Annotated in this window: 15 protein-coding genes; 8 read left to right on the top strand and 7 right to left on the bottom strand. The window is 46.9% G+C overall.

The window, feature by feature from the left end:
• Positions 1-182 precede the first annotated feature (182 nt).
• The 4 genes from ACQ4M5_RS33055 to ACQ4M5_RS33040 all read right to left on the bottom strand — a co-directional run bounded on the left by ACQ4M5_RS33055 (position 183) and on the right by ACQ4M5_RS33040 (position 2,256).
• Positions 183-851: a hypothetical protein gene (locus ACQ4M5_RS33055; protein ID WP_430680065.1), complete on the bottom strand. Its 669-nt coding sequence runs from the start codon at positions 849-851 to the stop codon at positions 183-185.
• A 57-nt stretch (positions 852-908) separates the two neighbouring features.
• Positions 909-1,388 (bottom strand): flavin reductase family protein, encoded by a 480-nt coding sequence (locus ACQ4M5_RS33050; RefSeq protein ID WP_430680064.1) that lies wholly within the window; start codon positions 1,386-1,388, stop codon positions 909-911.
• 109 nt (positions 1,389-1,497) lie between these two features.
• Positions 1,498-1,617, bottom strand: a complete 120-nt coding sequence (locus tag ACQ4M5_RS33045; protein WP_190379508.1) for a photosystem II protein Y — start codon at positions 1,615-1,617, stop codon at positions 1,498-1,500.
• 87 nt (positions 1,618-1,704) lie between these two features.
• Positions 1,705-2,256: a gamma carbonic anhydrase family protein gene (locus ACQ4M5_RS33040; RefSeq protein WP_430680063.1), complete on the bottom strand. Its 552-nt coding sequence runs from the start codon at positions 2,254-2,256 to the stop codon at positions 1,705-1,707.
• 95 nt (positions 2,257-2,351) lie between these two features.
• On the opposite strand from ACQ4M5_RS33040, the gene ACQ4M5_RS33035 reads away from it, so the two are divergent.
• The 3 genes from ACQ4M5_RS33035 to ACQ4M5_RS33025 are packed head-to-tail and all read left to right on the top strand — an operon-like array spanning position 2,352 to position 4,783.
• The gene (locus tag ACQ4M5_RS33035) at positions 2,352-2,861 is read left to right on the top strand and encodes a TIGR02652 family protein (RefSeq protein ID WP_430680062.1); all 510 of its coding nucleotides are present in this window, start codon (positions 2,352-2,354) and stop codon (positions 2,859-2,861) included.
• 13 nt (positions 2,862-2,874) lie between these two features.
• Positions 2,875-3,408, top strand: a complete 534-nt coding sequence (locus ACQ4M5_RS33030) for a VOC family protein (RefSeq protein WP_430680061.1) — start codon at positions 2,875-2,877, stop codon at positions 3,406-3,408.
• A 37-nt stretch (positions 3,409-3,445) separates the two neighbouring features.
• Positions 3,446-4,783: a hypothetical protein gene (locus ACQ4M5_RS33025; protein ID WP_430680060.1), complete on the top strand. Its 1,338-nt coding sequence runs from the start codon at positions 3,446-3,448 to the stop codon at positions 4,781-4,783.
• Here the strand turns inward: ACQ4M5_RS33025 and ACQ4M5_RS33020 are convergent.
• Positions 4,755-5,111 carry a hypothetical protein gene (locus ACQ4M5_RS33020; RefSeq protein ID WP_430680059.1) on the bottom strand — a complete coding sequence of 119 codons (357 nt, stop codon included), beginning with the start codon at positions 5,109-5,111 and terminating at the stop codon, positions 4,755-4,757. The genes ACQ4M5_RS33025 and ACQ4M5_RS33020 overlap by 29 nt on opposite strands.
• Before the next feature lie 110 nt (positions 5,112-5,221).
• On the opposite strand from ACQ4M5_RS33020, the gene ACQ4M5_RS33015 reads away from it, so the two are divergent.
• Together ACQ4M5_RS33015 and ACQ4M5_RS33010 are read left to right on the top strand one after the other, a co-directional pair.
• Entirely contained in the window at positions 5,222-6,361 is a 1,140-nt protein-coding gene (locus tag ACQ4M5_RS33015) for an AI-2E family transporter (RefSeq protein ID WP_430680058.1), read from the top strand.
• 109 nt (positions 6,362-6,470) lie between these two features.
• On the top strand, positions 6,471-7,703 hold the full coding sequence (locus ACQ4M5_RS33010) for a site-2 protease family protein (protein ID WP_430680057.1): 1,233 nt from the start codon (positions 6,471-6,473) through the stop codon (positions 7,701-7,703).
• A gap of 267 nt (positions 7,704-7,970) precedes the next feature.
• On the opposite strand, the gene ACQ4M5_RS33005 is transcribed toward ACQ4M5_RS33010, so the two are convergent.
• Positions 7,971-9,056, bottom strand: a complete 1,086-nt coding sequence (locus ACQ4M5_RS33005; protein WP_430680056.1) for a trypsin-like peptidase domain-containing protein — start codon at positions 9,054-9,056, stop codon at positions 7,971-7,973.
• Between the two features lie 128 nt (positions 9,057-9,184).
• Between ACQ4M5_RS33005 and msrB the strand changes: the two genes are divergently transcribed.
• From msrB to ACQ4M5_RS32990, 3 genes are all read left to right on the top strand, one after another.
• A complete protein-coding gene (msrB, locus tag ACQ4M5_RS33000) occupies positions 9,185-9,592 on the top strand; it encodes a peptide-methionine (R)-S-oxide reductase MsrB (protein WP_430680055.1) in 408 nt (135 codons plus the stop codon).
• 109 nt (positions 9,593-9,701) lie between these two features.
• Positions 9,702-13,265, top strand: coding sequence for a response regulator (locus tag ACQ4M5_RS32995; protein ID WP_430680054.1), 3,564 nt, complete (start codon positions 9,702-9,704; stop codon positions 13,263-13,265).
• A gap of 25 nt (positions 13,266-13,290) precedes the next feature.
• A complete protein-coding gene (locus ACQ4M5_RS32990) occupies positions 13,291-14,076 on the top strand; it encodes an Rpn family recombination-promoting nuclease/putative transposase (protein ID WP_430680053.1) in 786 nt (261 codons plus the stop codon).
• 1 nt (position 14,077) lies between these two features.
• Here ACQ4M5_RS32990 and ACQ4M5_RS32985 read toward each other — a convergent pair whose 3' ends face one another.
• Positions 14,078-15,907, bottom strand: coding sequence for an ABC transporter ATP-binding protein (locus ACQ4M5_RS32985; RefSeq protein ID WP_430680052.1), 1,830 nt, complete (start codon positions 15,905-15,907; stop codon positions 14,078-14,080).
• Positions 15,908-15,923: the final 16 nt, after the last annotated feature.

The following is a 15,923-nucleotide window of genomic DNA, read 5'->3' as shown; positions in this document are numbered from 1 at the left end:
AAGGAGATTTATCGAAAACAAATTACCCGCTGTCTTCGGCTTCGCTCAGTCAGCTAGAGATCGCGCCCTGAGCGAAGCCGAAGGGCAGTCTTTCAAGCGGTAAGCTCTTTCGTAGAAATCTCCTAATTGCTTAAAAGCGGGTTGAGAACGAGAAAGACTGTTCTTGACCCGTTCTTTTCCGTTTAAAGTCGGGTTTCGTCGATATTGACAGCTTCAATCGCTCTTGTCGTTTTCGGAATGGTCGATCGCTGACGCGAAACTAACTCAATGTCAGTGCCCTGTCGATTTGGGCGATACTTCTCTGTAATTTTTTGCCCTGTCAAGAAATTGCTGCTTTCGCGAGTTTCGTCGCCCGTTGCACGATCGCGAACATTCATATCGAATCCAATCAACACCAGTCGATTAGAAGCTTTATCAATCCAGAATCGATGTAGGGTATTCACTGCTTCACGAGAGCCGCGCAATTGATCGACTAGAATCACACCGTTCTCGATTTTGATATCAATCGATCCCAACATTCCGCCACAAGTTGAACAGAGCAATAGACGGGGAGCGAAACCGACTCGTCGCCATTGACCGTTAGATTGCTGCTGTAGAACGAGAAGAACGCGAACGCGATCTTCCCCTGAAGTTCTGATCAATCTTAGAACCGCATCCGGTCGCAGATCGCCATTCAAATCTCCCTGTGCCGTTGATTCGACTTTCCAGCCTTTTGGAACCAACGACTGCATACTTGCACCTTGAGCGGGAAACTCAGTTGAATTTGTCGATCGAGGAGTTTGAGCGATCGCAGGAATGACAGGGGAGATTGAGAAGATCGCCACAGCTAAACTTAAAATTGCACGATTCATATCTGTTCCGGGAGTGCTTTAGTCTCTACTTCAAGCTCCACACCTGCCATCTCCGGATTAACCGCCGTATTGCCATCCTGTACTTTCAAGCCGTAATGGATCGCCTTCACGATGTACCCCTGCCGCGATTACTTCCCCTACAAAAACGGTGTGATCGCCGTGATCAACTGTGCCAACCACTTGACATTCGACGTAGCCCAGTGAATCAGAAATAATCGGGCATCCCGTTTCACCGAGATAGAATTCAACATCCTCGAATTTATTTCCCACGCGACGTTGAGGCTTGAAAAACTTTTGTGCGAGGTCTTTCTGTCCCGCTTCAAGGAAACTAATCGCGAATACGCCACTCTTGCGAATCATCTGATTTGAGCCGGAATCTGCTTTGACACAGTTCACCACGATCGGCGGTTTAAACGATCCTTGCATCACCCAACTTGCAGTAAAGCCGTTCACTTCTTCGCCATCTTTCACCCCGCAAATGTACAACCCGTGGGGAATTTTGAGCAACATCGCTTTTTTTGCCTGTTCGTCGAGCATTGCTATCACCTGAAATTACTTGTTCGATCGATAAGCTTATCAAGAAAACAAAACCGACTTCTCTATCGCTAGAAAAGTCGGCTCCGAACAGAAAGGCTCAATGATGCGACTATTTCGCCAAGAAGCCTTTTACTTGCTGCAATGCGTAAGGAAGAATGCGGGAAACAGCCCAACCGCCCGCCAGAATGATCGGAAATAACACAATCAAGACGCGAAAGTCAAAATCCATACCAGTTCTCTCGTTTAATCAGACGTTTCAATTATTTAAATTTGTACCGTATTTTGGATGGGTTTCAAAGTACTTCTCTCAGGCAGTTCACATTTGTACATGGAATCCCAGGTCAGTTCCTTTATTTGCGTGAACGAGTGCTAATTTTTCGTAATGTTGGGCGTGTTCGATCAAATGTTCAACTTCGGAGTCTGAGAGTTCGCGAATCGGTTTGCCGGGAACGCCGATGACGAGCGATCGGGGCGGAACATTTTTCGTTACGACTGATCCCGCACCGATAATGCTGCCTGCCCCGACTCGAACGCCATCTAGTACGATCGCGCCGATTCCAATTAAGCACCCACGCTCAATATGGGCGCTATGAATCACGGCTCGATGCCCGACTGTAACGAAATCTTCAAGAATTGTTAGTTGACCGGGATCGCCGTGGAGAATGGCTCCGTCTTGAATATTGGTGCTGGCTCCGAGGACAATTCGCTCTACATCCGCTCGTATGACTGCGTTGTACCAAATGCTCACACCGGGAGAAATTTCGACATTTCCGATCACCGTAGCATTCGGAGCGACGAAAGCGGAGCGTGATAAATCGGGCGGATTCCAATAAGTTGGCGTAAAGGATGGAAAATCAGAAGGATTCACGGTGATAATGATTCTAGAACGCGCAAAAGTTGACCGTTATAATAATTTCACGATCGCGCTTCACATTAATGAAATGATTTGAGTGCCCGTACTTCATGATTAATCCCAGTTTTCAGTATCCGATTTTTGGTCCCGAAATCCAGTGTCCCCATTGTCGGCAAACCATTCCGGCATTGACACTGACTGATACTTATTTGTGTCCGCGTCATGGCGCATTTGAAGCGAATCCGAAGACGGGCGAATTGATTCATCTCCAATCGGCACGTCACTGGCGGCTGTGGAACGATGAATGGTATCGCCAACACACGCATCCGGATGGAATTCGATTTGAGATTCATGAAGCGCTCGATCGACTGTATACGCAAGGGTATCGCGCAACTCGTGTGATTATTGCTCAACGGTATAAAGAACTGATCAGCACCTATTTAGAGCGGAGTACGCCTTGGCGTGGACAGTCCGATTCTCCGAAACCGAGGCTCTACGGGCTTCCAGTTGAGTTCAGTCCTGATCCGAAAGACGATCCCTGCTGGGATGTGATCAATTTTGATTTAGAAAAGGAACCCGGTGCACCTGTGAGATATCCGTACTTCCGGTTATTTGAGTAGAGGATTGGGTCAGATGAGTGAAGCGGAGATTGATCCCGATGTTCTAGCTTGGTTTCAAACTCAAAGTGATGATCCGAAAGCCGCGATCAACGCTGTTCTGCGACAATTTACCAAGCGACTTAATAATCCAGATTTGCACCACGTTTCGATTCGGACGGCTGATATTTTTCGGGCGATCGCATTTTACGAACAGCTTGGTTTCCAGGTTTGTGAACGCTTCCAAACAGGCTATACATTGGCTTGCTGGATGGAAGGGTTGGGCGGACGAATTGAACTGCTGCAAATTCCTGAACCAAAACCCGTTCCAGATGCGTTCAATGATGAGCATTACACTGGGTACTACCATCTGTCGTTTGATGTGACGGAATTGGCGGAGGAATTGCCGCAGTGGATTGAGTCACTCAAGACGAAATTGGAAGGGCAAGATCAGGCTTTGACGGTGTTACTAGAGCCGACGCAGCAAATGATTGGCGATCGAGTTTATGAAGTGGCGTTTATTGCTGATGCAGATGGATTACCGATCGAATTTCTGAATCGGCTGAAGTAGAGTACTATGCTCTAACTTGCGATCGATTCGGTGACAAATGCCTGCGGAACCTTTTCTCGACAATTGGACGTATCTTAAAGTTGAATTTAATTGGCTGGAGCGGTTGTTGTTGACTGCCGTGGCAAAACAGCGCAAGGATACGAAAGCAGTCGAGCGGGTGGCGCAAACGAAAGCCGATCGCGCAACCAGTCATTGGTGGAAAGGATTGATCAGTCTGGAGGACGCGATCGCGTTTGATTCTCCAGTGAAACCACCGAAAGCAACTCCGAGTTATCAACAGCAACTAGAGGCACGAATCCAAGCGAGTCTGCAACGGGGAATTGGACTCGCGTTGCCGATGTTGTGCGATCGACTAAATCTGACGACGTTTGAGAAAAATATTGTTCTGATTGCCCTCGCGCCGGAAGTTCATCGCCGTTATGCTCAATTGTTTGGATATTTGCAGAGTGGTGAAGATATTTCGGAGCGACCAACGATCGATTTAGTTCTGAGATTGCTGTGTCGAAATGATGCAGAATGGCGAACAGTACGATCGAGCTTGATTGATTCGAGTCGATTGATGAAATCGGGATTGATTGAAGTCGAAGAAAATCAGCAATCAATGTTTTTGTCTCGATCGTTGAAACTTTCAGATGATTGCATTAATTATTTGCTGAGTGAACCCGCAGATTTGGCGGCGTTAGAAGAGTTGGTTTCGCCAGAAATGCCCTTTGAACTGGCGATGACGCGATCGAAGCTGCAATCAGTCAATTTAATCCTACCAAAGCTAGTTCAAGACCAATTAGAAGAGATTTATGACCAAATTCGGTTTGCGTCTCAATTGCAGGAATGGGGATTTGAGCAATCAAAAGGCATCACCGTGTTATTGATTGGCGCAAGTGGAACGGGAAAAACGATCGCGATTCAATCGATCGCTCAAAAATTAGAATTGCCGTTAACCGAGATTGATTTAGAGATCGATCCAACCAAAGATCTAACCTCCCCACTGTTGCTGATTAAATCAGCGGAACGATGGTTAACGAGATCGGCTCCGATCGCGAAAGTAATTGAATTGATTGAGTCTCGTAGCGGATTGACTTGTTTTAGTGTGCGGCATCGATTGGCGATTCCGGCGATTTTGCGATCGCGGATTGATTTCACGATCGAATTTCCTAAACCCGATACAACGGCACGAATTCAACTTTGGCAACAAGCCTTTCCGAAAGAAACGCCCGTTGCCGCAATTGAATGGAAAACGCTGGCGAAAAAGTACATTCTGACAGGCGGAGAAATTCAGGAAATCGCTCGAATTTCAGCGATCGAAGCCCTGTCGCAGAATTCATCGAAGATCGAACTGGATCACATTCTTAAAGCAATCGACCGACTTTCCCGATAAGCGGAAGAGAAATCGTTTTCCGCTGCCATAACCGCACCATCAGATAGAGATTCAGCACAAAATAGCCAGAAGTCATAAAACTTGCGGTCAACAGGAGCGGCAATTGAGCAGATTCAGACGTGAACGCGCTTGCGCCCATTAATCCGTAGAGAAGCAACCAGCCCATTGCAAATTTGATCACGAATCGGCTCAAAATTCGTTCTTGCCGACTGCCCGATCGACGATACAGCGTCCAAATTGCCGGAAAAAACCCAAAAACGGGTAAAAGGTAGAAAAATAGTTGAAGATGCCGAACTGCATCAGGTTCTAAGCGATCGAAGTCATTCATAACACAAGGGAATCACAAGGAAGGAGGATGAACCGAAACGAAAGCGCGATAATAATATCTAGAGACTGCCCAAAACACTCTCGTGAATTTCTGTTGTTAGTTGTTGCATCATGCCTCATCGCAATAAATTGTGGATTTGGTGGGAGTCCCTGTCTCCCGTATCGAAAGCGATCTTAATCGCCACTTTTGTGCCGCTTGTGGTGCTGAATGCCTGGGCGCTCTCATCGATTTTTAGTTATTTCCATTCCCTATTAGCGATCGTAGTTGGCGCGGCGTTGCTCACTTTCCTGCTGAATTATCCCGTCAGCTACATGCAGCAACACGGAACTACACGAGGAAGAGCCGCGATCGTGGTTTTTCTATTCACGATTTCGATCTTGCTTGCGATCGGGGTCACGCTCGTTCCGCTGGCACTCCAACAAGCCCAGCAACTTGTAGTGAGATTGCCGGATTGGATCGATTCGGGACAGCGACAATTGATTCTGCTCAATGATCAGATCGAGAAAGCAGGATTTCCGATTAGTCTTGATGTGTTGGCAGATCAGATCACGGCTCCGGTGAAAAATCAATTGCAACGATTGGCAGGCGATATTCTTGGATTGGCTGTCATTACCGTAACCAGTTTGCTTGATTTGCTGTTGACGCTGGTATTGACGTTTTATTTGCTACAACATAGCGATCGACTTTGGGAAAGTTTAGTCGAATGGTTGCCGACTCGCATTCGAGATCCATTCACCGAAACATTGCGCCTCAGCTTTCAAAATTTCTTTTTCAGTCAGTTGATTTCATCGACCTCGATGGGATTTGTATTGACTGTAATTTTTCTAACTCTGCGAGTTCCGTTTGGATTGCTGTTTGGATTGACGATCGGAACTATGGCACTGATTCCGTTTGGGGGTTCAGTTGGAATTGCGGTTGTATCGTTGCTTGTAGCATTACGCGATATTGGACTCGGTGTAGAAGTTCTGATCGCGTCTTTGATCGTGCAGCAGATTATTGAGAATCTGATTATGCCGCGTGTTTTAGGCAGTTTTACGGGATTGAATCCGGTTTGGGTATTCATTTCGATTTTGATGGGAGCGCGAGTTGGGGGATTGTTAGGTGTTGTGGTAGCAGTTCCGATCGCAGTGGTACTGAAAAGCATTTTGGTATCTTTACGATCGCCGCATTCTACGATCGTGGTTGCAACTGATTCGATGGCGATGAACGTTCCGCGATCGGAAGAACTCTCGAAGGCTTCAGAAAGCTAATTTGCATAGATGAATAAAATCTAAACTTTTAGCAGGTTGGGTTATCTCACCCGCGCTACATTCTGTTCATCTCGTATGCTGGAGTTAGATGCTTTTGGAATAACCATTCATGCAATCCGGTTGGCGAGTTGGGTCACTCTTTGGCATTCCGTTGCTTATTGACCCGTCCTGGTTCTTTATCCTTGTGATTGTCACGTTGAGTAATGCGCTCCGGTGGCAGATTCGCTATCCCGATTGGGGAACTCCGGTTGCCTGGGGAACTGGGTTTGCGATGGCATTGTTGCTGTTTGCCTCGGTGCTCCTTCACGAATTGGGGCATAGCCTAGTCGCGAAAGTGCAAGGCATTCGAGTGCAGTCGATCACACTGTTTTTCTTTGGTGGCATCGCTGCGATCGCACAAGAGCCGAAAACTCCAGGAAAAGCGTTCCAAGTTGCGATCGCAGGTCCGGCGGTGAGTTTTATTCTGTTTCTCTTGCTGAGTCTCATTACAGGATTCACGCAAAATACAGCGATGCCGCTCGAAGTGCTGTTGCGGGAGTTGGCGTTAATCAATCTAATTCTGACGCTGTTTAACATGATTCCTGGATTGCCGCTGGACGGTGGACAGGTGCTAAAAGCGATCGTGTGGAAGCTCACGGGAAGCCAGATTAAAGGAATTCGGACTGCGGCGAAAGTTGGACGGTTCTTGGGCACGATTGCGATCGTTTGGGGAACAGCGGATGTATTCGGTGTAACTCGATCGCTGGGTTTGCCGTATGGTGGCGGGCTGTGGGGCGCGGTGATTGGATGGTTCGTGGTGCAGAATGCCAGCGCTTACGATCGCATTACTGAACTTCAGGAAGCGATGTTGAAGGTGAAAGCTGAAGATGCCATGACTCGGGATTTTCGGGTGTTAGATGCGGCGATGTCACTGCGGAAGTTTGCGGACGATTATTTGATTAGTGATGTTCGTGCCCCGATTTACTATGCAGCATCGAATGGGCGATATCGGGGGGTTGTGAATGCTGAGGATCTTCAGCGGATCGAGCGCAGTGAGTGGGAAACGAAAACGCTCCTAGAGATTGTGCATCCATTGACGGAAGTGCCCACAGTGCAGGAATCGACCTCGATCGTAGAAGTGATTCAGCTATTAGAAAATCAGAAACTAGCACGAGTGACGGTGCTATCGCCAGCAGAAGCGGTTTCGGGTGTGATCGATCGAGGCGATATTGTCAAAGCGATCGCGGCGAAAATGAATTTGAGAATTTCGGATGCGGCGATTAAGCAAATTAAGGAAGAAGGGGCGTATCCGCCAGGGTTGCAATTGGGTGCGATCGCTCAGGCGGCAGCGGATCTTAGATAACCTGAGTTCGGGTTAAGCAAGTGCTTGAAAAGGTATCGTTTGACGCATTCATCCGCCCGGAAATGAATCTCCGGGCTGATCGCGTCAAACAAAGTTCTTAGCCCGCTTTAGCGGGGTTGCCCTGATCAGCCCGGAGATTCATTTCCGGGCGGACTCACAACGAAGCAAGAGGGATTTGGCTAGGGCATGTCCACCATTTCTCATCCCGAACTCAGGTTAGCTAAATGATTTGGGGTAGGCGAGTAAGGTCTACCCCGATTTTTTTAACTATTGCGCTTCCACCGCTGGCAATTGTTCGGGTGAAATCGTCAGAGCAACTGTTCGATCGCTTCGTTTCACACTGACATTCAATCTGCCATCAATTCCCGCTTCATCCACGAATTGCTGAACCGTTTTCACATTCTCGATCGCTTGATCATTCACCGATTGAATGACATCTCCCGCTTTTAATCCAGCCTTTGCCGCAGGCGTTCCGCGACCGACTCCGACTACTAGAATTCCGCGATCGTCTTCTACTTTCATGCGGCTATTCGGAGCGCGATTAATAAAATCTTTCACGTTCGGGTCAAGCGCCACTAATTGAACTCCGATATACGGATGTGTCATCGTTCCCGTTGCGATTAATTGTTGGGCAACTTTCTGCGCTGTGTTAATTGGAATGGCAAATCCTAATCCTTGTGTGCCCTGAATAATTGCAGTATTGATACCAATTACATCACCGTTCGCATTCAAGAGTGGACCACCTGAATTACCAGGATTGATCGCGGCATCGGTTTGAATGAATCCGACTCGTTTATCAGGAACACCAATATCAACGCTCGATCGCTCAGTTCCACTAATCACGCCGACGGTAACAGTTTCTTGTAGACCCAACGGATTGCCAATTGCGATCGCCCATTGTCCCTGCCGTACATCATCGGAATTTCCCAAAGCTACAGTGGGCAAATTCTCTGCTTGAACTTGGATCACTGCGACATCTGTGACGGGATCTTTTCCTAAAACTTTTCCTTCTAACACTCGTCCATCTTGGAACGAAACCGTTACGGTATCAGCACTATCGACCACATGCGAATTGGTGAGAATCTTGCCGTCTTGATCAATCACAAAGCCTGAACCTAATCCGCGTAAGACTCGTTGCCCTGCTCCACCTTGAGGATTTCCTAAAAACGGTCTTAACGCTCCCGGCACTTCTCCGCCCAAATTGCGCGAGACATTCACCTGAACGACAGCTTGTTCAACTTTGTCGATCGCAGCCGTCACAAAATTATCCCCTGCCCCGAACGGAGCCGCATTTGCAGGTAATCCAAACCCTAGCAGCAAGACACTGAACAATCCTAGAAGTCTTCTGAACATAGCAACACTTACAATAAATCAACTCATATCAAGCTCGATCGAGCATCGGTTTGCTTCTGGCTTGCGAGGGAAATTCAGAGCCGATTTGTTAAAATAAAGATACAAACAATAGAAGAAATATTGCCGAGATGAACACTCAAAACAATCAGTTTGAGATTAATAAAACCGAAGACGAGTGGAAAACCTCTCTCACTCCAGAGCAGTTTCGAGTGTTACGCAAACATGGCACAGAACGGGCTGGAACCAGTCCACTCGACAAAGAGTATGGCAAAGGAACCTTCTCTTGTGCTGGCTGTGGAACGCCGCTGTTTACCTCTGAGACGAAGTTCAATAGCGGTACAGGTTGGCCCAGCTTCTACGCGCCGTTAGAGAACGCGACTGAAACGACGATCGATCGATCCTTTTTCATGAAGCGGGTGGAAGTTCACTGTGCAAAATGTGGTGGACACTTAGGACACGTCTTTGAGGATGGTCCTCGCCCGACCGGATTGAGATACTGCATGAACGGAGTTGCACTGGAATTCAAGCCAGAATAGCGATTTGGGGGATGGGATTTTCTCGTCCCTCTATCTCTAGTTAGATGTATCCATTGTAGGCAGCATTAGACAATCGACCATTGGACGCAACGATCGATACAAGATAGAAATGTTGAAGCGCTTACAAATTGGCACAAAGATCGGTGCGACTTTTGGACTTGGGTTGGCGATTTTTACAATTATTGGGATCACTTCATATCGTGGAACTCGGCAACTGATTGACACTTCAGGCTGGGTGAATCATACTCATCAAGTTTTGGGACAGCTTGAAGAGATTTTTTCATTACTCAAAGAAGCTGAGAGTTCACAGCGCGGCTATTTGCTCACAGGCGAACAAGTTTATTTAGACACTTACGATCGCACGATCGCAACGCTGAGGGAGCGACAGAAATCGGCTCGAAAGCTAACGAGCGACAATATCATTCAGCAACAGAACTTCGTGCGCCTGAATAATCTAGTCGATCAGCGCATCGAAATCTTTCGACGACCAATCGAGATTCGACGAACTCGTGGAGTTCAAGCTGCCGCCAATGATCTGAATCGCGGCAGAAATACAATGAATCAGATTCGCCAACTGATGAACGAGATGAGAGCGATCGAACAGTCTTTGCTCGATCGACGTTCAGCCGATGCGAATCGTGCGGCGCAAAATACGCTGAATAGTATTGCAGTCGGGATGCCGATCGGATTTGTGCTGCTGGCTGTTTTAGGAACCTTGCTAAATCGGCATATCTCTAAGCCATTGAGTCGGGTTTCACAAACGGCAGAACGGATTGCAGATGGAGATTTGACCGCAAAATTGCCTCTACTCGATCGACAAGATGAAGTGGGGATTTTAACGCGCACGTTCAATCAGATGGTCGAGAATCTGCGCGTGAGTTTGGAAAAGAGCGATCGACAAACGTGGCTCCAGTCGAATCTAGCAGAGTTCAGCCATTTAGTGCAGGGAGAGCGCAGTTTAGAAAGAGTTTCGCGATTGATGTTGTCGCATCTTGCTCCGTTGGTCGGCGCACAGCATGGTGCATTTTATGTATTAGATGCAGAACAATCATCCGTGTTAAAGCTCCTAAGTAGCTATGCGTTCCAAGAGCGAAAACAACTATCGAATCAGTTCCAGTTTGGTGAAGGATTGGTTGGACAATGTGCCTTAGAAAAACAGAGAATTCTTTTAACCGATGTTCCGAGCGACTATATTCGGATTCGATCGGGCTTGGGAGAAACCGCTCCGTTGAATGTGATTGTGCTGCCTGTATTGTTTGAAAATGAAGTCGTTGCGGTGATTGAACTTGCATCGCTACAAGCATTTAACGAGATTCAGTTAACCTTGCTAGAGCGACTGGCGCAAACAATGGGAGTCGTTCTCAGAGCGATCGCGTCTGATGCTAAAACACAACAATTACTCGAAGAGTCGCAAGCACTAACCGAAGAGCTACAAAGTCAGCAAGAAGAACTCTATCGCAGTAATCGCCAGCTTCAAGATCAAGCACGCGCTTTAGAAGAATCGGAACTTCGATTGCAAGAGCAACAAGAAGAATTGAAAGTCTCGAATGAAGAACTACAGCAATTGAATGAGGAGCTAGAAGAGAAAGCGGAACTGTTAGCAGCACAGAAGCGCGAAGTAGAACAAAAGAATGATGAAATTGATCAAGCGATGTTATCGCTGAAAGAGAAAGCAGAACAGTTAGAGATTTCATCGCGGTACAAATCTGAATTTCTCGCAAATATGTCTCATGAGTTGAGAACACCGCTGAACAGTTTGCTAATTCTGGCAAAGATTCTCAGCGACAATGGTGAGCAGAATTTAAGTGATAAGCAAGTTGAATATAGTAGAACAATCTATTCTGCTGGCAGTGACTTGCTGAATTTGATCAATGACATTCTCGACCTTGCCAAGATTGAATCGGGGACGATTACGATCGACAATGAGCCACTGAATCTCACAGAGCTACAAGTGAGTCTCGATCGCTCATTCCGTCAGATTGCAAACAGTAAGGGACTGAATTTCTCAATCGATCGCGATTCGCAAACTCCCGAAGTGATTGCAACGGATAGCAAACGGCTTCAGCAAATTCTCAAGAACCTACTTGCAAATGCCTTTAAATTCACAGAGCAAGGTAGCGTTACGGTTCACATTGGTTCTACTCAAGATCAGAAGATATTCTTTGCGGTGAAAGATACGGGAATTGGGATTCCACGCGATAAGCAGCAATTGATTTTTGAAGCATTTCAGCAAGTGGATGGAACAACGAGCCGTAAATATGGTGGTACAGGATTGGGACTCTCGATCAGTCGGGAGTTAGCACATCGTTTAGGTGGCTTTATTCAGATTAGTAGCGAACCCGATCGAGGAAGTACATTTACGCTCTATCTTCCTCAAACCATCCCGAATACTGAGTCTGCTCCTGCGGTCACTCCGACTGCTGCTCCGATTTCTCGCCCGATCGAGGTTCCAAAATTAACCACTGAGGTTCCAGACGATCGCGCTTTAATTCAACCCGGCGATCGCGTTTTATTGATCATTGAAGACGATGTGAACTTCGTGCGAATTCTTACAGATATTGCGCGACAACAAGGATTCAAAGTCCTTTCAGCCCTGAGAAGTCAGTCCGGGCTTGCATTAGCTCAACAGTTTAAGCCTCGTGCGATTTTATTAGATCTGCATTTGCCAGATCTGGATGGCTGGACGGTTCTCGATCGCTTAAAACGTGATCCTGAACTGCGGCATATTCCAGTTCACATCTTATCAAGTGATGATCAGAAGCAGCGCGGATTGCAGTTAGGCGCGATCGCATATTTGCAAAAACCTGTGTCTTCTGATGATCTCACTCAGTTGTTTGGAGAGATTCAGACATTTATCGATCGACGAGTCAAGAATCTATTAGTGATCGAAGATGATCGGGTACAAGCTCAAAGCGTCATTGATCTGATTGGAAATGGCGATGTGAATAGCATTGCAGCTTACACCGCACAAGAAGCATTAGAAAAACTACAGGCACATCAGATTGATTGTATTGTGATGGACTTGGGATTGCCTGATATGAGCGGCTTTGAACTGATTGAACAGATCAAACAAGACGAGGCTTTATCTAAGATTCCAATCATCGTCTACACCGGAAAAGAACTGACTCGCCCAGAAGAGACGCAACTCAAACGACTCGCAGAAACGATCATTATCAAAGATGTACGATCGCCAGAACGCTTACTTGATGAAACGGCATTGTTCCTGCATCGAATTCAAGCGAACTTACCGCAACCAAAGCGCCAAATGATCGAAGATGTGCGCCAAGTTGATTCGGTGTTAGCAAACAAAAAAGTCTTGATCGTTGATGATGATGTGCGGAACATTTTCGCGCTTACTAGCTTGCTAGAACGTCAACAGATGGAAGTGTTTTATGCTGAAAATGGACGTGAAGGCATTGAAGCGTTGCAAGCTCATCCAGAAATCAATGTGGTTCTGATGGACATTATGATGCCAGAAATGGATGGTTATGAGACGACACAGGCAATTCGACAGCAAGCACAGTTCCGATCGCTGCCGATCATTGCTCTAACTGCGAAAGCGATGCAGGGCGATCGAGAAAAATGTATCGAAGCAGGCGCATCCGATTACATTACTAAACCTGTTGATACTGAACAATTGTTGTCATTGCTGCGCGTTTGGCTTTATCGTTAAACACGCTATCTATTTTCGCTCATGAATGCCTTTTGACAACCTGTGCAAACTGCTCGCAGAAAAGCATCCCGATCGATTCGCAGCTTGGATTTTGGGATCAACCCCTACTTCTGTCAAAATTCTCAAATCCGAACTTAGCATCGAGCCGATTCGGGCTGACTCGGTCACGTTTTTTCGTACCGCAGGAAGAATTTTACATCTGGAGTTTCAAACCACTTGGATTTCTGATCCACCCATGCCACTGCGATTAATCGACTATTGGGTGAGATTGTACCGTCTATACCGGGTTCCAATTACTCAGGCTGTGGTAGTGTTACTGCCACCTTCGGAAAATACAACAATCGAAACCGTGTTTGAAGTTGAGACGACTCGCCACGAATTTCAAGTGATTAAACTTTGGGAGCAAGATCCCACTGATTTTCTACAAGATCCAGTTCTTCTACCGTTTGCTGTGTTTGCTCAAGCTCAAAGTTCGGAAGCACTACTCCGTCAAGTAGCGCAGCAAGTTAGCGAAATTACGCCGAATCAACAGCGGCAAGAAGTTTCAACCTATGTGCAACTGATGGCAGGACTGAAGTACGATAAAAATCAAGTACGACGGATTTTTCGGGAGGGAATGATGCGAGAGTCTGTAATTTATCAGGAGATTTTGCAGGAAGGACGGCAGGAAGGACGGCAGGAAGGTGAACAAAGCGCGATCGAACGAGTTGCAACGAATATGCTACTCAAACAAATGACTCCAGAGACGATCGCTGAAATCACTGGACTCACGCTTGAGCAAATTGAACAACTGAGATCGCAACTTGCTTAACTTATTGGTAGCCTGCTGCTTGAATTGCGAATAAGTGCGCGTACCGTCCGCCCAATGCGACTAATCCCTCGTGGCTTCCTTGTTCCACAACTTCGCCTGCTGACATGACGAGAATTCGATCTGCCATTCGCACAGTCGAGAAACGGTGAGAAATCAGAATTGCCATTTGGTCGGGAGTCATTTCGCGGAATCGATCGAAGATTTGCACCTCCGATTCTGCATCCATCGCGGAAGTAGGTTCATCTAGCACCAAAATGTCTGCGCTAGTTCGCATAAAAGCGCGAGATAAAGCAATTCGCTGCCATTGTCCCCCGGATAGTTCTCGTCCGGTTTTGAACCATCGTCCTAGGCGGGTATCAAAGGTTTCTGGAAGCTCTTTGATAAACGAAAGCGCGTTGCCTTTGTCGGATGCAATGATCCATTGATCTCGATCGTCTAAGTTCTGCACATCGCCAACACCAACATTTTCCCCAACGCTGAATTGGTAACGCATAAAGTTCTGGAAGATTACTCCAATTCGACGTTGTAAGACCGGAATATCCCAAGCTTGCAGGTCTAAGCCATCTAAGAGAATGCGTCCAGAAGTCGGCGTGTAGAGTCGTGTGAGTAGCTTGATTAGCGTAGTTTTACCAGATCCATTTTCACCGACGATCGCTAATTTTTCTCCAGGCTTCAGATGAAAGGTCACTTGGTTTAATGCGGGTTTGTCTGCTTCAGGATAGTAAAACGTGACCTCTTCAAAGCGCAAACCGTCTCCGGGTAAAGTTCCGCGAGTAGAGTTTCCTTGCGATCGCGGAATCTCTTGACCTAGAAACTCATAGAGATTCGAGAGATAAAGCGAATCTTCGTACATTCCCCCAATTGAACTGAGAATCGAAGCAAAGGCGCTTTGTCCTTGGCGAAATACAACTAAATACATGGTGAGTTCACCGAGCGAGATTCGACCTGCGATCGTTTCCCATACAATCCAAACATAAGCACCATAAAATGCAGCAGAGCTAACTAGTCCGAGAACATAGCTCCAAATGCCACGTCGAACAGTCAGATCACGATCTTCGGAATACAAGCGCTGAAAGATTGATCGGTATCGATCGAGCAACAATCCGCCCAATTGATAGAGCCGAATTTCCATTGCAGGTGATTCGTTTGCAATTAGCCATTCGAGATAGTTCTGTTCGCGAGTTTCAGGAGTGCGCCACCGGAATAATCGAAACGCTTCTCCAGCAAATCTCGTCTCTGCGACAAAGGCTGGAATTGCAGCGATCATTAACATCACAACCGCCCAAACCGAGAATCGAACTAACAATCCGCCATAAGTGATGAGAGTGAGCGAATCTTGCACAATTCCGAAGGTGCGACCGACCAAACTCAGCGGACGGCTCGAAGCTTCTCGTCTGGCGCGAGTCATTTTGTCGTAAAACTCTGAATCCTCGAAATGCGTCAAATTCAGCGTCAGAGCCTTTTCAAGAATGAGTTCATTCACTTTCTGACCTAGCAATACTCGAAGCAGCGATTGAACTAATGCGAGTCCTTGCTTGCTGCCCGATTGAACCGCGACCATGATCGCCTCAAAACCCAGATAAGTAAGAGCCATCCATCGATCGCTTTCTAATCCAGTCCGAGAAGCGAGCACAACTGCATCGACAATCAATTTGCCGACGTAAGCAATCACCGCAGGGACAAGCCCGCCAATCAATGTGAAGAGCGCGATCGTGATCGTCAGTCTGCGATTGGTTGTCCAAACTAGCTCGATCGCACGTCCACAGTAGCGAAAAATCGATAAAAATTGAGTAACGCTGCCAAATAAGCGTTGAAATCGTCGAATCTGCATTCTTTTACGATAGCGT

The sequence above is a fragment of the Leptolyngbya sp. AN10 genome, from assembly GCF_050565645.1.
In the GTDB taxonomy this organism is placed as follows: domain Bacteria; phylum Cyanobacteriota; class Cyanobacteriia; order Leptolyngbyales; family Leptolyngbyaceae; genus Leptolyngbya.
This window is presented reverse-complemented; position numbering and strand designations above follow the sequence as displayed.